We start from the raw sequence: 18,955 nt of genomic DNA on the forward strand, positions 1-18,955 counted from the left end.
CGAAAATCCCTCTTATATATGCCACTCACTAATTAATCTGAACCAAGGAGCCTTTGACCACGGTATTGGCACTGCTTTCTACTTTCGTGCCAGCTTGCCCGCTGAGATTAGCTTCACCGTTGGCAGCGATATCGATACCTGTTGCTTCCAGTTTGATATCTCCGCTGGCACTCAGCGTCAGGTCTTTAGCGGAAGACAAGCTGATCCCCGCCTGCTCCATGGTGATCTTATTGCCATGTTGGTCTTCGACCACGATCGTGCTTTGGTCATCATTGATGGTGAGGCTATTGCCTGCGGGGGTTGCCACCATCACGCTGGCTTTCTCATCATCAATGGTGAAAGCGATCCCGGAGCGGGTCGTCCACCCTTTTTCATGGTTATCATCACTTGCTGCAATCGGAGGTGCCTTACCACTGCTATGTAGGCTGCCAAGTACTACTGTGGAATGGGGATCGTTATCAAATAGCCCGACAACCACTTCATCACCAATCTCTGGACGACAAACAACGCCCCGCTGATCACCAGCGTCCAGTGTCGCTAATCGGCACCAGATGCCGTCATGGTTAGCATCAATACTGGGTAGCTTTACCAAGATCCGCTCTTCGCCCATCGGATCATCTTGTAATTGTGTTACCACTCCTATCTGCAATCCCGACACCAAACTGGCTGCCGAAGCAGTAGCAAACGGCGATTTAGTCGTTGGCGGCATCAAGCAATGTTCAGTTTGCGGCTGCGGGCTCATCCCCACTTGTAGCGTGGTTAACCAATTTCCACGACTAACCACATGCCGGAGCCCCCCCACCCAAGCGGTGCCATTAAAACGTTCACCAAATCCCTGCAATTCAACCCAGCTACCGATTTGGAACGCTGCCACGCCCTGTACCGTGACGGTTCCCTGGACCTTAGCCAGCTGTTGCCGGGCAACCAGAGCATTACTGGCCGATTGCAGTTGCTCGATAGCAAAGCTGCCGCTGGTTGTTTGACTCATTGGTTGGTTCCCAGCGGCTTGCGCCAATGCCTGCGGCGGGATATTTCCAGGTGCACTGAAATTAGCCGGTGTACCGGTCGCCGATGTCATCTGCTGATCTGCCGGTAACCATGCATGACAGGTCACCTCACTAAACTGATTACGCGCATCCAGCTGGAAATCACATTCGATCACATCAATGCCATATCTCACGGCGATTGGGTTCACTTCATCAGCGACTTCACTGATCCGCACGGTGCCATCCTCAGTGGCAATATAGAGGCCATTGAGCTCCACACGTTGCAACATCAGCTCCCAATCACTTTGCCGAAATTGCACAATTTCTGGATGAGTAAACAGGGTGTTTACCGCAGTTAAGGTCAGACCTGAGTAGTCGGAGAGTAAACGGTCAAACAAGCCTGAATCAGACAACTGCTGAAAGTAGCGGGACTTAGCAGCCTGCGCCATAACGAACGCGCCATCTCGGCACTCCACTTTCAACCGACTGGTTCCGTTTTCAGTCACCTTCAATTGTTGACGCAGCAAAATCCCTTTAAACAAGGATGTCTCGCGACTGTTGTAACCCACCAGGATCTCAATCTCTGCACCCGGCACCAACGTTGCAGCACTGCTATGGGCAAACGTCGCACGGGCAGGATCTCCGTCTATCAGCACGAGGGTCGCGGATGCGATTTTGTTGGCATGACGGCGGATATCAAGCATCTCGACTTCATAGTCAGCGGATAGCGCAACACCGTCTGACTTTAGGGTGAAAGTAATGAGGTCGCCTGTATTAGGTAGGGTTCTTGGCATCAGCGCTTCCCTTCTACTGGTGGGAAGAGCAGCTCGTCGGCGGCGCGGATCTGCCGCAAATTATTTAACTGATTAGCGGCAGCCACCCGATAGTAGAGCGTCGGATCGCGGTAATATTGGTGGCATAAAGTCGCTAGGTGTTCATCGCCCTGAACCCGATGGGTATGGGTCACATCAGGGGACTTGAGGTTGTTTTCAAGGTTCTGCTGCTGCTTCGGTTTATGCTCAACAAACACCGCCGACAAATTGGCTCGCAATGGCGTACCGTTGGGACGAAACAGCGTGTACTTGATAGTGAATGACTTCAGTACGCAACTGACGACAAACTGCCCCCACTGCAATACCAAAAAGTGGTTCCTATGGGTTTGTCCGGTGAATCCGGTGGTCTTCTCAAACAGCTTTATTTGCACCGTCACATCAGGGCTTGGGCCACTGGCACCTGTGCCATCAAGCAGGAAGTCAAAATTGAATTCACGGGGCGGGATAGATACCTGCTTCGCTTCTTTCGCTGTTGCTCCGGTGGCAACCTGACCACTATTGAGTTTGACATCGTTTTTGACAGAAAAGCTCTCTGGATTAAATTGAACAAGAAACGGCGCACCACCAGGTAAGGAGGACTGAACACCTTCGCCCTGTAAAAAGGGGGTAATTTTGAGCTTTTCGAGGTAACCATCAACCACAATAGATTCTCCGCTCTATCTGTCTGCCACTATCGTTCTGACTGACGCTCTAATACCGCCAACACTTCATCCACACACTCGCGGATCAACTGCTCACGATCGAGATCAGACAAAGCCTGCTCCGTCGTTGTTTCTGCACCCGAAGGTGACGTCACTTCAGCTGTCACGATCAATTCATCAATGACAATGGGCATCGCAACCTCCTGTGGGAATATGAGTAAACAATGTCCACATCAATTCACGGTAAAATACTGGTAAGCCAGCTCTAGGGTTTCGATAACGACCGCGCTACTTTCGGCGTTCAGATCCGACAGCTGCCAACGCTTCGGCCAAGCGTTAATAAAGGTGTAGGTTTGCAAGGGTTCATGTTGTTCATTCAGCAGAATGACCCAGACCGTGACCGGCTGAATATCCATTTCCTGGATCGCGGCTCGGCACCACTCTCTTAACTCTGAGTCCTGCAGCATGCCCCGCTTCAATACCAGGTCTGGATATTTGGCTCGCTTGGGTAGGCGCTGAATAAAACGGTTTTCTCCCCCCTCGGTGACACTCTCCTCATCTAATTCCATCGATAAGCCAGAGACATCACGAAACTGCATATCATAGGAGGCCGAAGAGAGAGCGAACTCCACTCGGAAATGAAACCCCACCATGGGATAACCAACGCCAGACTGCACCATCGTTCAAGCACCCTCGCTAATCGTTTTGGATCACCAAACCTTCGTGCACCAACTCGATACTTTCTATCGCGACTTCGTTACCTTCCGCTTTCAAATCGGTCGATTGGATCTTAGTTGGCCACGCGTTCTTGATTTTCCAAACCATCACGGGCTCATGCTCTTCATTCAGCAGACTGATAATGACGTCTCGGCGCTCAATGGTGTTCATTTTGACGCTGTTGTACCAAGCGAAATACTCGTTATCAGACTTAAACACACCACGTTTCATGGTGACGTTGCTGAACTTCTGCATACCGGGCATCTTGATTTTGCTGTATTCGGGATGCGCGCCACTGCGGTATTCAATCACTTCGGTTTCAACATCCAGCCCACTCACTTCTGAAAAAGCGATGGACTGTCCGCCCCACTCCACGGAAAAGTGAAACTTGGGTAAGGGGTAGTTATTAGCCATGATCATTCCTCACATTCAAAGTTGGGTAACCGCTCATGATTCCTGCATCTTGTGGGAGAACTTCAGCACAATGAACTCCGCAGGACGCACTACCGCCATACCTATCTCGACATTCATGTAACCATTCAAAATGTCGTCGGCTGTCATCGTTTGATTGAGGCCTATATGGACGTAGAAAGCATCTTCTGGTTTTGCGCCAGCAAGCGCGCCATCACGCCACTGCAGTACCAGGAAGTTTTCGATCATGGTTCTGACCTTGACCCAGGTATTAGCGTCATTTGGTTCAAACACGAACGCCGAGGTGGCTTTCTTAATCGACTCTTCAACAAAGTTAAAAAAGCGCCTGACTGGCACATAGCGCCACTCATTATCGTTACCGGCCAGGGTGCGAGCGCCCCACACCAACACACCTTTACCGGCAAACGCACGGATCGCATTGACCGACTTACCCGACCCCGGATCGACGTTGAGCCCGTCGTTAATATCGTTGGTGATAGTAACCGCAGGCTTATCGACGAGGGCTAAGCCGACATTTGCAGGCGCTTTCCATACGCCTCGGCTGGCATCAACGCGGGCATACACACCGGCCACTGCAGCGCTTGGCGGCAGAGTCACTTTGCCGTTGTTTCGAAGAAAGGCTTTGACCGCGTTGTAAACCGTGGTTTGGCTCTGCACCACTGACGCGTCGCTGAGCAGGGTATCCGCAGCGATCGGGCCTGGAGCGGAGGTTTCTGTGCCATCATCAGCCACGCTGATCACTGTGTGGGTATTGATAGTGATCGCGCCATCGCCGGTGAGGAAATCGATCGAAGTATCAAGGTAAGGAAAATAGGCGGCGCCATACTTGATGATATCTTTGTCAGACAGCACCTGCCCTCGCAGATGGGTGGTGACTTCTGCATTCGTATCTGTGCCGCCAGTCACTGCATTACGGACATCGGCAATGGTAAACCTATCCTGCAGTTTGGCGCAGCTAGTCAAAGCCGCATCAATAATATCCCCCACCCCGCTGTCCGTGCCTTCATTGCTGGCGCGGTGAGAACAGGCATCAGGAAAGAGATAAAGCGTCGGCTCATCGTACTCTTCCAGTTTGGTGATCGCTGCCGTAAACAACCCCGTGCTGTACGCCGTGCTGGATGTGTCACCAATAGAGACCACATAACAAGGGCCGCCACCATTGGCAAAGTACAGCAGCATGCTGTAATAGAGCATATAAGGGGGAAACCTTGGCTTAGTGCCATCAAAGCTCACCGTGGTTGAAAGCAGTTTATTGCCAGTGCTCAACACCTTCTGTGAGACATCGACACTAAAAGCTTGCAATGGCGCCCGCCCAAATCGCGCCTCATATTCCACCATGGAGGTAATTCGAGTGGGGGTATTGGGGATCGGGTTGCCATTTTCATCCTCCGCCTTTTCGGTAAATCCAATAAAGGCAGGAATGGCAGTCTCCACAGCGGCAACGGAGGGAGGGAACTTGGTGATCTCTTCAATATAGACCCCGGGGGTATTATACGAAGCCATAATCAGTCCTCTTACTGCGGCTTTCATTAGCCACAGGGTTAACGGTTGTTAAATACCATCAACAGACTTCGGACAAGGTCCCTTGCTAACGGGGTTCTACACGAGCCACAAAACGATAACCTTGGGCAGGCGCGAGCGCTTGAGATTGATTGATAAATACCGCCACCAATCCATGCCCCCCATCGCCTACCAGATTATCGTCAAAATAAACTGTCAGCCTTTGTGCCGGCGCATTGTTAGGCGCCAAGGTGTATCGGCCAAACGGCAAGCCGGAAAAATCGACAGAAACAGGGGTATCGCTACCTACCTGTGTTACCGCAATAGATTTCACAATGGTTTCCGAAAATTGTGCCCTGATATCTATCGCTGAAGCGCCAATAGGCAAGTTCATACGCGCTTGGTAGTGCTGGGAAACAATGAGTGCACCATCCTGATCACCCAGCAGCGCTGTTTGACTGAGAGAAGCCACTGCCGTTTGGCGAAGGCTGCCATCGGCAGCCCGGTTCTGCAGGTGCATATGTCGCAAGCCAAGGCCCGCGAAATCAGCTTGATAGCGTTGATAAAAGCCGTCAGGTAAACGGATAGAAAAATCAAACTGGGTTAGCGCGCTGATAGCGCCAATAACGGGGGACTCCGCCCACGGATTACGACTGTAATACACCTCAGCCATATTGTTGCGTTTCCTAAATAGCAAACCGTGATTGGCCATTCGCTTACTACAACGCCCAGTCGGAGAGAATCTAGCAGCAATAGGCAAGCCGCTGTCATTGTCGACTAATTCGATACTAAACAGAGGCAGATAATCACGGCGAAAACTCATGGCTTAATCAACCTCGTATTCACTTGCATTGAGGTAATTTCTGGGCCTGACACTGATTCTTGCGCTTGGATTTTCACTAGTCGCACTTTGTATAAAATCGACGGGTAGTAGCTGCCCCCCAAGACCCCCCATAACTGGTTTAACTGCTCGAATCCGACGTTATGCAGATCGAATACAAGTCGCTCCAGCCCGTCGGGCCAAAGGTTGGGATCAGAGGCATTGTTATGATCAAAATAGCGCTGGGATTGAAACCGCTCAACCGTCTGCGACAAACGCAAAAGGCTGGTTTCATATTGGCTAAAATCAAATGAGATCAATAGAAACAAATTGAGTAATACAGGGGGCTGTTGATATTCGAATGAGTTGAGCGTTCTTACCGTGTGACTTTGATTTCTAAGGGCTGATTCTTCAGCCAGACTCACCAGAGTAAGCCGGACACCCGCACTACCAATATCTTTTAGTTCATGGGCATGTCCCAGCGTCACCTCAGTATCGGCAAGGCTGAGATACTCTCTGACCTCTCTGCGTATATACTCCAGTGCATCTGCAATCATGTCGCCACATCCCTGTTACGTCGATTGGGAACTACCCTATACAGAACCTAGACAACAAAGCAGTAGATGGCGAACCTGAGAGCAGCGAAAACAGCTATTGCGTTGAAAAGTGTAAAAATATTATTTAGAAATAAATAATAGCCGCACGAACTATAAGGGGTAACTGAATAACCAATGACTAACCTAACGAGAATGACCAATGACGCCAGCGATTAACCTTGCCAAGCAGCAGGCGATAGAACACCGGATCCATCAGTACAAACACGATCCCGCAACTGACTCCTATGGCCTGGAAGCAGCCGAGAAACTCGGCGTTGACGCTGAGAAGGTATTCAAAACATTGGTTGTACAGCTAGAGACTAAGGAGCTTGTCGTTGCCGTGATCCCTGTGTGTCATAAACTCAGTATGAAATCGTTAGCGAAAAGCTGTAACGCCAAGAAAGCAGTCATGGCACCGCAGCAAGCGGTAGAAAGAGCGACCGGATATATCCTCGGTGGCGTCAGCCCCTTAGGGCAAAAGAAACGCCTCCGCACGCTAATTGATGAGTCAGCAAACGCCTTCAATACCATCTATGTCAGCGCCGGAAAACGGGGATTAGAGATCGAGCTGGCTGCAACTGATTTACGACGTCTGATCAATGGCAAATTTGCTGTGCTGACTGGCTCCTAAGTCACGCACAGCCAGCACACCAAGCAAGGATTTCAATACAAAAATTCCACATTAGCCAGAGCTAACCGCAAAATATAGTACAGAAACATGCTTACATTAACCGATAGTATTGACGCTTGATTTCTCCGTGAGGCCATCAGCAGCGATTGGACGTTTCTCGATAAAGGTCGCTCGCACTCTTTTTGACACCAACATGTAAGGGATCCAGATAAGCGCCACAATCGCTGTCTGAGATAACTCTTTCACAGTTGCCGGGTCAAATATCGGTTCATCTGGAAATAGGAATGAGGTAAGCCATGCGTCCAAAGGCAACACACCCAATGAAACAACTGAAACCAGAATGAACAGCAACGGAAAACGGTAGTGCTTAGTAAAAAACAGATACAGCAGCGCAACAGAAGCAATCAGCATCCCGATGTTGAACGTCACCTCACCAATAATTAATGGTGCCCACATTGGATGGTAATACTCAGAGCCGGCCGTGGTTAGCTGCTGCCACGTATCGTCGATAAAAATAGGAACAAAGATAGGTAAGGTTTTCACAAGTAAAACTATGGGCTTCAGCACCACACCGATAGCCACTAAGATCAGCCACCCTCCGATTCCCTGATATTTTTTGTCATCATCCATTTGACGGTCTTCCATCAGCTTCCCTTATATCTAAGATAACAGCGCCCACTGGCACACATAATTTGTCATGTAAGCGACAACACTATTCACCGCGTTTAACCGGATCATGCACTGATATAAACACGCCCACAACTAGATCCATTTAAAAACAGCCAATCAATTTCTTATCGCCCTAACCCGCTATTCGATAAACTGACACCATAATAAAAGCCACTTGGTTTGACCCAAGTGGCTTTTTATTAACACAACATGCGATGCGTGCCGCTAGGGCCTATTGATAAAGCGCCAACAACGCTTGCACTGGATGCTTAGGTTTAAAGCCGTCAAAACGCTTCACCTGACTACGGCATGAGTAACCGGTAGCAAGTACAGCCTCAGTAGGATTATCCTTGATCGGATCTTGCCAACTAAGTTCGTAGATCCCTTTCGAATTGTCATAGTTTGGCGCTTCATGACCATAGGTACCCGCCATGCCACAACACCCTACCGGCTGATTCGCCAGCGGAATCCCAAACAGTTCGAAGATCTTCTGCCAATCGCTGTCACTGGTAGGTAACGCGGTTTTTTCTGTGCAGTGACCAAACAGTTTGTAGGCTGGTTGCTTACTCAGTTCCACTGTCGGTTTCGGCGGCTCCGGCTGGGTTTTCAGGAACCACTCCTGGAACAGCATCACCTCGAAATCACCACGAGCTTCTCCCAGCGCATGAACATATTCATCGCGATAGGTCATCACCAGCGATGGGTCAACACCGACCATCGGCATACCGAGTTCGCTCACTTGCTGCAAAAACTCAGCACTGTCTTTAGCCGTTTTGGCAAATGCAGTCAAAAAGCCTTTCACATGCTGTGGTTTACCATTGGGTTTGAATGGCAGTAGCACTGGCTTATAACCCAGTTTTTCGATCAGCAATAGCAGATCACGGACGACATCAGCATCGTAATAGGTGGTGAACGGATCCTGTACCACCAGCAGATACTCACCGCGTTGCACTTCAGGGATCGCCTGCAGATCAGACAGTTCATAGCCTAAGGCAGCATGGCCGTGCATTGACTGCTTTAACGTCGGTGTACTGATCAACGGCGCATCCACAAATCCTACGGTTTTCTTGGTCAAGAACTTAATCCATGCTTGCTTAAGGAAGAAGTTAATAAACCCTGGGAATTTGGCCATCAACGGCAGTGCTTTTTCGATATTCGCAACCAAATAATCACGCGCGGGACGCAAGTATCGCGTGTGATACAGGTTCATAAAGCGGGCACGGAATGTCGGTACATCGACTTTGATAGGACACTGGCTGGTACAGGCTTTACACGCCAAGCAACCTTTCATCGCTTCCATCACTTCGTGGGCGTAATCATATTCGCCCTGCGACTTGCGCCATGTGTTACCCACTTTATCTACCAGATGCTTAATGCTTAATCCGCCACGCTGCGTTTGCTGTTCGAGAGCGAGTACATCCACCCCTTCGTTTTCAGCTAAACGCAACCATTCGCGCACTAAACCGGCACGCCCTTTCGGCGAATGACGACGATCTTTGGTGATCTTCATCGATGGGCACATTGGGCTAGTCAGATCGTAGTTAAAGCACAGGCCATTACCATTGCAATCAACGGTTTGGGTGAAGCTATCACGCACCTTAACTGGGATCTGGCGATCGTAAAAACCACGCTTAGTTGCATCCACCGACACCAGCTGAGCGTCAGATTCAAACGGCGTACAGATCTTGCCAGGATTTAAGCGGTTAAATGGGTCAAATGCGGATTTAATCTTGCGTAACTCACCCCATAGTTCGTCACCGAAAAACGCTGGCGAATATTCGCTACGATAGCCTTTGCCATGCTCACCCCACATCAATCCGCCATACTTGGCAGTCAATGCCACCACTTGATCGGAGATCTTACGCAGCAACACTTCCTGTTCGGGATCACACATGTCCAGCGCCGGACGCACATGCAACACACCCGCATCCACATGTCCAAACATACCGTAGTTAAGCTGATGATCATCCAGTAGCTGGCGAAACTCCATGATGAAGTCTGCCAAGTTTTCTGGGGGCACACAGGTATCTTCAGCAAAAGCGATCGGCTTTTTACGCCCTTTGGCAGCGCCGAGCAGGCCCACAGCTTTCTTGCGCATACCATAAATGCGGTTAATGGAAGCCAGATCTTCTGTGACCTGATAACCAATCACGCCGCCTTGCTCATCGGCGATCAGTTTGTCCAACTGCACACGTAAAGCCTGCAATTTGGCTTGCTGATCATCAGCACTGTGATCGGCAAACTCAACAATATTAATACCAAGCAACTCTTTACCCGGAACGTCGGTGATCAACTCTTTCACCGAGTGCCAAACGATATCTTCTTTGGCTAAATTCAGTACCCTTGAGTCGATCGTCTCAACCGACAATGCATCCGCTTTCACCATCACAGGTGCATTACGTAAGGCCGATTCAAAACTGTCGTACTTCACGTTAACCAGAGCACGATGCTTAGGTATCACCGTTGTATTAAGCTTGGCTTCTGTGATTATTGCTAAAGAGCCTTCCGAGCCCGCCAACAAGCGACTTGCATCCACTTCAGTCTGATCATCATTTAACGCATGCTTGAGATCATAGCCAGTCAAAAAGCGGTTCAATGGGGGGAACTTATCCAAGACAGCCTGACGCTTATCACGACAACTGGCCAGAATTTGACGATAAAGTTTGGCGACCGTGCCCTCACCTGCTGCTAAGGTTTCTGCCTCGGCTAGGGGGATCGGCTGGGTGTCAATTTCGGTGCCGTCGACCAGTACAGATCGCAATCCAAGAATATGGTCACTGGTTTTGCCATAAACCAGTGACCCCTGTCCTGAGGCATCGGTATTGATCATGCCGCCAACGGTGGCACGGTTTGACGTGGAGAGATCCGGTGAGAAAAACAAACCATGGGGGCGGAGCGCATCATTGAGTTGGTCTTTAACCACACCGGTTTCGACCCGAACCCAGCCCTCTTCAGCGTTGACTTCCAGCACGCGATTCATGTGTCGCGACAGATCCACGACTAAGCCAGGTGTTAAGGATTGTCCATTGGTGCCGGTACCGCCGCCACGAGCGCTAAAAGTAATAGTCTGAAAACGTTTTTCATTGGCTAATACAGTCATCAGCTGCACATCTTGATGATGCTTAGGGAACAAAACCCCTTGGGGAAGCTGCTGATAAACACTGTTGTCGGTAGCAACAGCTAACCGACTGCCATATTGTTTTTCAATATCGCCTTCAAAACCGGCTTGCTCTAAGGCTTGTAGGTATGCCAGACACTCAGGCGCCAGCAGGTGTTGATGACCTATCTTGGGTATCATGAAATGCCAATCTCTCGCCGCTTAAACATAAAAGGGGGCGCATTATATCACGGCATATCGCCGCTTTGTTCTCACAAATAGAGAGCGCTTACCAGTTATTCACCGGGAGCTAGGCATTTGGATCATTGTTATCTAATGTTTCGGCGCTACTTCAAACGGGACAGCTTATGCTAAGGGCAGATGCGCAACCGGATCATCTAGCCGTTTCAGCGTCAATAAAGCACGCTGACCAATCGCAACGCCAGCATTAGGAAACACTATCGCTTCCCCCTCATGCTCGGCGACATAACTAACATCACCGTCATGACACAAGCGCTCTCCCTTGGCAAAACCAGTGAAATTATCAATATCGTCAGCAAAACTCAGGTGAAACTCGTCAGAGAGTTTATGAATAGAGCGACACACCTGGAAGAAGCTCACGGTAGATGGCAAGCCAGCAGATGACGGCGAGAATCGCTCAGCGATTAGTTCCTGCAAAACATGCTCAGTAGCGAGATAATCTTGCAGTCGGTTTTCACCAAACAGTTTTACTTTTCCAAGCTCAACGGTAGCTGCTTGAGCAGCATATTGCCGCGAACTGAAATAGCTAAATGTCCCGGTTGGCTCGTGGGACAACAGGATGGCCGAGCACTCAAGTGCAGCCAGCAGCTGGATAAAATCGGCACAATAAGGTTGACCATGAAGGAAAGGATGTACAGCAAATTTCTCATGCTTAGAACCACGAATTGCCGTGTGTAGATCCAGATGAATACGACGCCGGCCAGCACCTGCGGCAGTATAAAACTGATCTAATACCGTCATCAGCTCAGTGGCCCGACACTGCTCCTGATTGGCATCACCCGTTAACTGTTCGGGTTTGAATAACCTATTTAAATTCTCATCAACAAAACGGGTGCCCTGCTTCATCGCTGGAATATTGCCAACAATCACCAGTAGCCTAACGCCCAACGTCAATGTGCCATTCACGATCGCATTAACCAGTCGGTTGCAGATCTCAATTGGCGCCGTTTCATTCCCATGGATCCCACAGGACAACACTAAATCTGTCTGCGCAGCCTTAGCTAATGGCTCCAACAAGAGTATGCCCTCGCCGAGCCAAGCATATTGAACGCCACGATGTTGCCAGTTCAGTTGCGCAGAATCGTTCCCTGCTGCAGAAAGAAGCTCGGTTAGAAAATCACTATTATCGAGTAGGTGCTGAGCGTTCAAGCTTTTATCCTTTTTCACAGCTAAGTGCCAACAGACCTTTACTATAACGGCGTTACAACACGCGGCAAGGGCTGTCTTAAAAGCTGCAAAATGCGTATACTTCGGCGCTGTAACGTCTGTATGACAGGTGTAGGTTTTTATCCAGTATTCTCACCTACACTCTTCACTTTATCATCACGGGATCACCAGATAGATGGTCGACACCTTAATCCGTCCCGACCGGGATCAAATTCAGCATTGGCTCGACTCTTTCAGCGTAGAAACCTATCTCTGCGACAACTGCCAAGCTATTCACTTAACCGCTTTGCAGCGCTGCGAAGGGGTAATGGAAGCACGCCTATTCACCGATCCTGAATGGGTATTGCTTTCCTGTGAGGCAGAATTAAAACCCACGGGCTTACTGCCGCTGCTGGGAGAAATGGGGAATCTCAATGCAACTTACCCCACCACGAAGATCTTTGTCGATATTCAGGATTCGACTTTACCCCGCCTTGTCGTCAGTCAATCCCTGTATGTGGGCGCAGGGGTCACGCTCAAACAGTTTGAACATTTCTTTACCCAGACCAGTGAAATAATCGAGCAGGTCGTTGGTGAGTGTAATGATAATGGTGTACTGATGCCGAATGATGAAGAAGCTCCAGTCGAGGCCTCTTCTACTAACACGGTGCATTAATCTCCTTGATAGTCTCTATCTCGGCGACCAGTAAAGTTTATTTAGGAAAAATATGTTTAAAGATAACCCTCTTCTGCAACAGCTGAAAAGCGAGATCAAAGCGGCTGCACCTAAGGTCGAAGGCACTATTCGTGGCACAGACAAGAGTTACGGTTTTTTAGAGACCGACAAAGGCAAACGCTACTTTGTCCCGCCTCCGGCAATGAAAACCGTTCTGCATGGAGACCGGGTTGTCGCTGTACTGCGTAAAGATGGCGAGAAAGAGAGTGTTGAGCCAGACAGTTTGCTCGAAGCAGGGCTAGACAGATTTATCGCCCGCATTAAATATCGTAAAGACCGCCGTCCTGCGCTTGTTGCTGACCATCCGCAAATCAAAACCCAGATCAACGCTCGAAATGACGCGGGTCAAGACGTTACTTTCGAAGAGGGAGATTGGGTGGTTGCTCGCCTGCAACGCCATCCGCTTAAAGGTGATAACACGTTTTTTGCCAGTATCGAACGAAAGATCACCAGTGCAAATGATAAACTGGCGGCATGGAAGGTAGTTCCAGCCACGCACGAGTTACCGGATCAACCGCCGGCAGAACAAGCCTACGAACAACTTCAGGATGAAAGCGAACGTCTGGACCTGACCGAGCAACCTTTCTTTACCATCGATAGTGCATCGACCAAGGATATGGACGACGCCTTGATGATCCGCGAAACGGGCAATGGTTGGGAACTGACCATCGCTATCGCCGATCCAACCGCTTACATTGCAGATGGCTCTGCACTGGACGAAGAAGCTAAGCAACGGGCATTTACCCTCTACCTTCCCGGACACAATGTGTCTATGCTACCGCCGAAATTGAGCGAAGAGTTATGCTCATTGGTGGCAGGAGAGAAACGCCCAGCATTATGTTGTCGTGTCACCATAAATGAGGATGGTGCCCTAAGCGGAAATAGCGAATTCTTCCTCGCCTGGATTAAATCGCAACACAAACTCAGTTACAGTAACGTCGCCGCTTTCTTAGATGACAACACAGCGCAAAGCTCAGACAACGATACCCTCAACTGGCAACCCGATGATGCTTTGTCGGCACAACTTAAAGCGCTGCACCAATTTACCCTGGCGCGTAGCAATTGGCGTCACGAACATGCGTTAATATTCCCTGAACGTCCCGATTACCGCTTTGAAGTGAATGCTCAGGGAGAGGTTGAAGCGATCCATGTTGAGCATAGAAACATTGCCCATCGCATGGTTGAAGAATCTATGTTGGTGGCCAATGTAAGCGCTGCAAACTGGCTGAAAGCAGAACTAAACAGTGGCATCTTCAATGTTCACAACGGGCTTGATCCAGAGAAGGTTGATGACGTTATTGCGATAGTGAATGAACAGGGCGGCAATTTTAATCGCGAAACCCTGCTGACGTTAGATGGCTTCTGCGATCTTCGGCGTTGGCTTGATGCACAGGAGACCGGCTACCTTGATGCGCGGATCCGCTCCAAACAGAGTTATAGCCTGATCCACTATGAGCCGGGCCCACACTATGGCTTGGGTTTTGAAAGCTATGCGACGTGGACATCGCCAATCAGAAAATACGGCGATATGATCAATCATCGGTTATTAAAAGCGGTTCTGGCGAACAAAACCGAGGTTGTGTTGAAACCCACTGCAGAACTCGTCGACCACCTTACCCTTCAGCGCAAGCGTAACCGCCAAGCCGAGCGCTCTATGTCGGATTGGTTGTATGTGAATTTTCTCGAAAAAGCGGTAAAAGAGAAAACTGAATTTGGTGCAGAAATTATCGATCTTAATCGTGGCGGCGCGCGCGTAAGGTTGCTTGATAATGGCGCGATGGCATTTGTACCGGCCTCTCTTATTCACAGTAAAAAAGAAGAGCTAGAGATCGACCGTGATGCCGGAACCCTCAAAATAAAACAGGAAGTGGCATTGAAGCTTGCCGACCAGATAACTGTGGTATTAACAGAAGCACGCAGCGCCACTCGCTCCTTAGTCGCCCGTCTCGCCGAGACACTAAGCTAAAATGCGCCAGTTTCATTGAATCGTTAAGAACGGGGATGGCAATCAGTCGTCCCCTTCCCGTTCAACTAGCAACAGGTCACTCCGCCAACATATGTAAGCCCCCTCACATTTCCTATCTATATCAGCGATAGTTACTACTAATTAGACAAATAGGTAGTACGCTTAACCTATTGGTACGGCGGACTATTTATCAAACGGATGCTGAGCTCAGGCCTGTCGAAGAAAATATCTATTCCACTGCATTTGGTGATGCTGGTGCCCATCGTTGGCTACGGCTTATACCACTTGTTCAAAGAAAACGTCATTGTCGGCACTCTGCTGATGCTCATCGCACTGCCACTCATTCTTTCAACGGTCAGATTAGCCCAAAGTAAAAACAACGTTCTCTACAGCCGCATTTTTATCTTACTGGCCAGCGGAGGTATGCTTGCTATCTGCTATCTCCTCGGTATTAGAGGGCTAATTTTCTGTTTTGGTTTAACATCCATGCTGTTCTTTGTCTTTGGCTTCCGCCTCGGCTTAATACTCAGTATCTGTTTTACCAGTTTTGCCCTGCTCGCAGCACTCAATAGTGCGCCCGCGATCATGGTGTTGAAATTTGCCATCGGTTTAGCCCTATCACTGATTTTTACGGCCTTCTTCGCTTATCAGGTAGAAGATAAAAACGACGCATTAGAACAACAGGCAAATCGGGATCCCCTCACCGGCGCGCTGAACCGCCGAGCAATGAAGCCCGCGCTGCAGGAAGCGATCCGTCTGAAACTCAGATACCACAGGCATTACACGCTTATCTGTGTTGACCTTGATCACTTCAAACGAGTAAACGACGAACATGGTCATACTGTCGGCGATGATGTGCTTAAGTTATCGACTCAGTGCTTAAAGAAAGAGCTACGAAAAACCGATCATCTGTACCGCTTTGGCGGTGAAGAGTTTGCCATCTTATTGCCTGAGACCGAGCAGATGGATGCCATGGCTGTGGCAGAAAAGCTACGTAATGCAATAACAAACATTGCATTACCCAACGATATAAAACTAACGGCAAGCTTTGGTGTTGCCGAGTTAGTTCTGAACGAAACCACTGACAGTTGGCTAAAACGTGCTGACGCGAGACTTTATCAAGCCAAAGATTCCGGTAGGAACCAAGTCGTCGCTGAATAGTATTCGATTTAGTAAGCCACCGTTCAGTGCTCCACCAAACCATTTCCCTGCTTGCAACACCGACCAACCATAAATGGAGAATCAGTTGCCGCTGATAGGGCAATAAAAAAGCCACCCGAAGGTGGCTTTTTCAACGTTCTTTATTATCTAAAGAATTATTTTACTGGACACTTGGTCAGCTTCCAGATGTCACGTACGTAATCTTCCATAGAGCGGTCTGAGTTAAATTTACCCATAGTCGCTGTATTGATGATCATTGCACGTGCCCAGCCAGCTTTGTCGCTATAACGGCTGTCAGCATCTTTCTGAGCATCTGAGTAAGACTGGAAGTCAGCCAGAGCCATGTACGGGTCACCACCGTCAAGCAAGCTGCGCTTGATGCTAGACAGTTCACCAGGCTTACCAGGTGTGAAGTAGTCAGTATCTAACCAATCCAGAACAGCTTTCAGCTCTGGGTTGCTGTAGTAGTAGTCCCAAGGGTTGTAACCCTGAGCCTGCAACGCCTGAACTTCATCAACGTTCATACCGAAGATACATACGTTCTCTTCACCGGCTTCTTCAGCGATCTCGATGTTAGCACCGTCAAGTGTACCAACAGTCAAGGCACCGTTCAGAGCCAGCTTCATGTTACCAGTACCTGAAGCTTCGTAACCGGCCAGAGAGATCTGCTGTGACAAGTCAGCTGCAGGGATCAATTTCTCAGCGATAGTTACACGGTAGTTAGGCAGGAATACAACCTTCAACTTACCTTTGATGCGTGCATCACTGTTCACTTTCTCTGCAATGCAGTTCAGTGCGTAGATGATGTCTTTCGCCAGCTTGTAGCCAGGTGCTGCTTTAGAACCGAAGATAACAACACGAGGATTCATGTCGTAGTCTGGGTTTTCCAACAGACGACGGTACAGAGCCAAGATGTGCAACAGGTTCATCTGCTGACGCTTGTACTCGTGAAGACGCTTGATCTGAATATCGAAGATAGCCGTTGGGTCAACTTCAACGCCGGTCAGTTCAAGGATAGTCGCAGCCATGTCAACTTTGTTGGCAAGTTTGATATCCATGTATTCTTTTTGGAATGCAGGATCATCAGCGTACTTAGCGATATCACGAAGCAACTCAAGGTCACGCGGCCAGTTTTCACCAACTTTTTCAGTCAGCAATGCAGACAGGCGTGGGTTACAAGCCTTCAACCAACGACGCGGTGTAATACCGTTAGTCACGTTAGTGAATTTGCCTGGGAACAGTGCGTCGTACTCTGGGAACAAGTCTTTCTTAACCAGTTCAGAGTGAATTTGAGCAACACCGTTAACCTTGAATGAACCAACAACAGACAGGTGGCCCATGCGAACTTTACGAGAGTCGCCTTCTTCGATGATAGAAAGCTTAGCTTTGATTTCATCGTTGCCAGGCCACTTAACTTCAACTTCGTCTTCCAGGAAGCGACGGTTGATTTCGTAAATGATCTCAAGGTGGCGAGGAAGAACACGCTCGAACAAAGATACGTCCCACTTCTCCAATGCTTCTGGCAGCAGAGTGTGGTTAGTGTATGCGAATGACTCACGACAGATAGTCCAAGCGTCATCCCAGTTCAGGTCATGCTCGTCAACCAACAGACGCATCAACTCAGGGATAGCTACCGCTGGGTGAGTATCGTTCAGCTGCATCACGTTCTGAGTAGAGAACTTGCTCCAATCGTTACCGTGTGCACGGCTATAACGACGGATGATATCTTTCAGTGAACATGCACAGAAGAAGTACTGCTGAATAAGACGTAACTGCTTACCAGCTTCAGTTTCATCGTTCGGGTAAAGAACTTTAGAAACTGCTTCAGCTTCTGCGTTCTCTGCTTGTGAATCGATGTAACCGCCAGCGTTGAATACATCCCAGTTGAAGAAATCAGAAGCACGTGATTCCCACAGACGCAGAATGTTTACAGTTTCTGCACCGTAACCAACAATTGGAACATCCCAAGGAATACCCTTGATCACGCGGCCAGGGTGCCACTTCTTCTTCATGTTACCAGTTTCGTCGAATACAGTTTCAACGTAACCGAACAGAGGAACCTGCTGTACAGACTCAGGACGGCAGATTTCGAACGGGCTGCCGTACTCACGCCACTCATCTGGGCGCTCAATCTGACGGTTATCACGGAATTCCTGACGGAATAAACCGTGCTCGTAGTGGATACCGTAACCGATAGCTGGGTAGTTCAGGGTTGCAAGCGAGTCAATGAAACATGCTGCAAGGCGGCCTAAACCACCGTTACCCAATGCCATGTCTGGCTCTTCATCAAGAATTACAGAGATGTCTTGACCAAGATCTTTAAGCGCATCTGCGGCTGCATCAAATACACCCAGGTTATGGAGGTTGTTTGAAAGCAGACGACCCATAAGGAATTCAGCAGACAGATAGTGCACTGCACGGGTATCTGCTTCGAAGTGAGCTTTCTGTGTTTGACGCAGACGCTCGTATACGAAATCGTTTGCAGCTGCAGCAGTTGCTTCAGCCCATGCACGATTGCTTGCCTTGTTTTCATCTGTACCCAAAGTTGAGTGCAGATGCTTCAGGATGCTTTCCTTAAAATCTGTTGTGTTCAAAGAGAATGACGCTGCAGGAGCCGCCTTCTTTTTTGCACTAGCAGTAGTTTTCTTGGTTGCCATGGTATTACTGTCCTTCGTTAAGTTGTTACGGGACATACTGTTGCTTACCGATTAAAAATCGAGCAAACATTCTGTTGTAAAATTTCAAAGGTGCCAAATCGTAACG

General features: G+C 49.1%; 16 protein-coding genes. 4 read left to right on the forward strand and 12 right to left on the reverse strand.

Going from position 1 to position 18,955, the window contains the following annotated elements; translation table 11 throughout:
* Nucleotides 1-28: 28 nt before the first annotated feature.
* From vgrG to EXY25_RS04250, 8 genes are all read right to left on the reverse strand, one after another.
* A complete protein-coding gene (vgrG, locus tag EXY25_RS04220) occupies nt 29-1,780 on the reverse strand; it encodes a type VI secretion system tip protein VgrG (RefSeq protein ID WP_130565827.1) in 1,752 nt (583 codons plus the stop codon).
* Nucleotides 1,780-2,460: a CIS tube protein gene (locus tag EXY25_RS04225; RefSeq protein WP_130565828.1), complete on the reverse strand. Its 681-nt coding sequence runs from the start codon at nt 2,458-2,460 to the stop codon at nt 1,780-1,782. The genes vgrG and EXY25_RS04225 overlap by 1 nt, the downstream gene beginning before the upstream one ends.
* 29 nt (nt 2,461-2,489) lie before the next feature.
* Entirely contained in the window at nt 2,490-2,654 is a 165-nt protein-coding gene (locus EXY25_RS18730; RefSeq protein WP_158538013.1) for a DUF5908 family protein, read from the reverse strand.
* Between the two features lie 39 nt (nt 2,655-2,693).
* Nucleotides 2,694-3,140 carry a phage tail protein gene (locus tag EXY25_RS04230; RefSeq protein ID WP_130565829.1) on the reverse strand — a complete coding sequence of 149 codons (447 nt, stop codon included), beginning with the start codon at nt 3,138-3,140 and terminating at the stop codon, nt 2,694-2,696.
* Between the two features lie 16 nt (nt 3,141-3,156).
* Nucleotides 3,157-3,591 (reverse strand): phage tail protein, encoded by a 435-nt coding sequence (locus EXY25_RS04235; RefSeq protein ID WP_114338087.1) that lies wholly within the window; start codon nt 3,589-3,591, stop codon nt 3,157-3,159.
* Nucleotides 3,592-3,624: 33 nt separating this feature from the next.
* Nucleotides 3,625-5,112 carry a phage tail sheath family protein gene (locus EXY25_RS04240; protein WP_114338042.1) on the reverse strand — a complete coding sequence of 496 codons (1,488 nt, stop codon included), beginning with the start codon at nt 5,110-5,112 and terminating at the stop codon, nt 3,625-3,627.
* A gap of 85 nt (nt 5,113-5,197) precedes the next feature.
* Nucleotides 5,198-5,932, reverse strand: coding sequence for a hypothetical protein (locus tag EXY25_RS04245; RefSeq protein WP_130565830.1), 735 nt, complete (start codon nt 5,930-5,932; stop codon nt 5,198-5,200).
* Complete coding sequence (locus EXY25_RS04250; protein WP_130565831.1) at nt 5,929-6,486, reverse strand: Pvc16 family protein; 558 nt, start codon at nt 6,484-6,486, stop codon at nt 5,929-5,931. Before EXY25_RS04250 ends, EXY25_RS04245 begins: the two co-directional genes overlap by 4 nt.
* A gap of 199 nt (nt 6,487-6,685) precedes the next feature.
* On the opposite strand from EXY25_RS04250, the gene ybaK reads away from it, so the two are divergent.
* The gene (ybaK, locus tag EXY25_RS04255; protein ID WP_130565832.1) at nt 6,686-7,156 is read left to right on the forward strand and encodes a Cys-tRNA(Pro) deacylase; all 471 of its coding nucleotides are present in this window, start codon (nt 6,686-6,688) and stop codon (nt 7,154-7,156) included.
* A gap of 96 nt (nt 7,157-7,252) precedes the next feature.
* Here the strand turns inward: ybaK and EXY25_RS04260 are convergent, their stop codons facing one another.
* The 3 genes from EXY25_RS04260 to astE form a co-directional block, all read right to left on the reverse strand.
* Entirely contained in the window at nt 7,253-7,801 is a 549-nt protein-coding gene (locus tag EXY25_RS04260; RefSeq protein ID WP_207232102.1) for a DUF2569 domain-containing protein, read from the reverse strand.
* Nucleotides 7,802-8,057: 256 nt separating this feature from the next.
* Nucleotides 8,058-11,123 carry a D-2-hydroxyglutarate dehydrogenase YdiJ gene (gene ydiJ / locus EXY25_RS04265; RefSeq protein WP_130565833.1) on the reverse strand — a complete coding sequence of 1,022 codons (3,066 nt, stop codon included), beginning with the start codon at nt 11,121-11,123 and terminating at the stop codon, nt 8,058-8,060.
* Nucleotides 11,124-11,288: 165 nt separating this feature from the next.
* Nucleotides 11,289-12,332: a succinylglutamate desuccinylase gene (astE, locus tag EXY25_RS04270; protein ID WP_165419256.1), complete on the reverse strand. Its 1,044-nt coding sequence runs from the start codon at nt 12,330-12,332 to the stop codon at nt 11,289-11,291.
* Nucleotides 12,333-12,525: 193 nt separating this feature from the next.
* Between astE and EXY25_RS04275 the strand changes: the two genes are divergently transcribed.
* The 3 genes from EXY25_RS04275 (at nt 12,526) to EXY25_RS04285 (ending at nt 16,192) form a co-directional block, all read left to right on the forward strand.
* Nucleotides 12,526-13,005 (forward strand): type III secretion system chaperone family protein, encoded by a 480-nt coding sequence (locus EXY25_RS04275; RefSeq protein ID WP_114338036.1) that lies wholly within the window; start codon nt 12,526-12,528, stop codon nt 13,003-13,005.
* 52 nt (nt 13,006-13,057) lie between these two features.
* Nucleotides 13,058-15,031, forward strand: coding sequence for an exoribonuclease II (locus tag EXY25_RS04280; RefSeq protein ID WP_130565835.1), 1,974 nt, complete (start codon nt 13,058-13,060; stop codon nt 15,029-15,031).
* Between the two features lie 198 nt (nt 15,032-15,229).
* A complete protein-coding gene (locus EXY25_RS04285; RefSeq protein WP_130565836.1) occupies nt 15,230-16,192 on the forward strand; it encodes a GGDEF domain-containing protein in 963 nt (320 codons plus the stop codon).
* Between the two features lie 155 nt (nt 16,193-16,347).
* Here the strand turns inward: EXY25_RS04285 and EXY25_RS04290 are convergent, their stop codons facing one another.
* A complete protein-coding gene (locus EXY25_RS04290; protein WP_114338085.1) occupies nt 16,348-18,849 on the reverse strand; it encodes a glycogen/starch/alpha-glucan phosphorylase in 2,502 nt (833 codons plus the stop codon).
* Between the last annotated feature and the right edge of the window lie 106 nt (nt 18,850-18,955).

Source organism: Corallincola spongiicola, assembly GCF_004284785.1.
Lineage (GTDB): Bacteria > Pseudomonadota > Gammaproteobacteria > Enterobacterales > Neiellaceae > Corallincola > Corallincola holothuriorum.

What these genes read in the sequence shown, in the direction of transcription:
- vgrG (WP_130565827.1), bottom strand. Translation starts at nt 1,780, where the DNA reads ATGCCAAGAACCCTACCTAATACAGGCGACCTCATTACTTTCACCCTA.
- EXY25_RS18730 (WP_158538013.1), bottom strand. Translation starts at nt 2,654, where the DNA reads ATGCCCATTGTCATTGATGAATTGATCGTGACAGCTGAAGTGACGTCA.
- EXY25_RS04230 (WP_130565829.1), bottom strand. Translation starts at nt 3,140, where the DNA reads ATGGTGCAGTCTGGCGTTGGTTATCCCATGGTGGGGTTTCATTTCCGA.
- EXY25_RS04235 (WP_114338087.1), bottom strand. Translation starts at nt 3,591, where the DNA reads ATGGCTAATAACTACCCCTTACCCAAGTTTCACTTTTCCGTGGAGTGG.
- EXY25_RS04240 (WP_114338042.1), bottom strand. Translation starts at nt 5,112, where the DNA reads ATGGCTTCGTATAATACCCCCGGGGTCTATATTGAAGAGATCACCAAG.
- EXY25_RS04245 (WP_130565830.1), bottom strand. Translation starts at nt 5,932, where the DNA reads ATGAGTTTTCGCCGTGATTATCTGCCTCTGTTTAGTATCGAATTAGTC.
- EXY25_RS04250 (WP_130565831.1), bottom strand. Translation starts at nt 6,486, where the DNA reads ATGATTGCAGATGCACTGGAGTATATACGCAGAGAGGTCAGAGAGTAT.
- ybaK (WP_130565832.1), top strand. Translation starts at nt 6,686, where the DNA reads ATGACGCCAGCGATTAACCTTGCCAAGCAGCAGGCGATAGAACACCGG.
- EXY25_RS04260 (WP_207232102.1), bottom strand. Translation starts at nt 7,801, where the DNA reads ATGGAAGACCGTCAAATGGATGATGACAAAAAATATCAGGGAATCGGA.
- ydiJ (WP_130565833.1), bottom strand. Translation starts at nt 11,123, where the DNA reads ATGATACCCAAGATAGGTCATCAACACCTGCTGGCGCCTGAGTGTCTG.
- EXY25_RS04275 (WP_114338036.1), top strand. Translation starts at nt 12,526, where the DNA reads ATGGTCGACACCTTAATCCGTCCCGACCGGGATCAAATTCAGCATTGG.
- EXY25_RS04280 (WP_130565835.1), top strand. Translation starts at nt 13,058, where the DNA reads ATGTTTAAAGATAACCCTCTTCTGCAACAGCTGAAAAGCGAGATCAAA.
- EXY25_RS04285 (WP_130565836.1), top strand. Translation starts at nt 15,230, where the DNA reads ATGCTGAGCTCAGGCCTGTCGAAGAAAATATCTATTCCACTGCATTTG.
- EXY25_RS04290 (WP_114338085.1), bottom strand. Translation starts at nt 18,849, where the DNA reads ATGGCAACCAAGAAAACTACTGCTAGTGCAAAAAAGAAGGCGGCTCCT.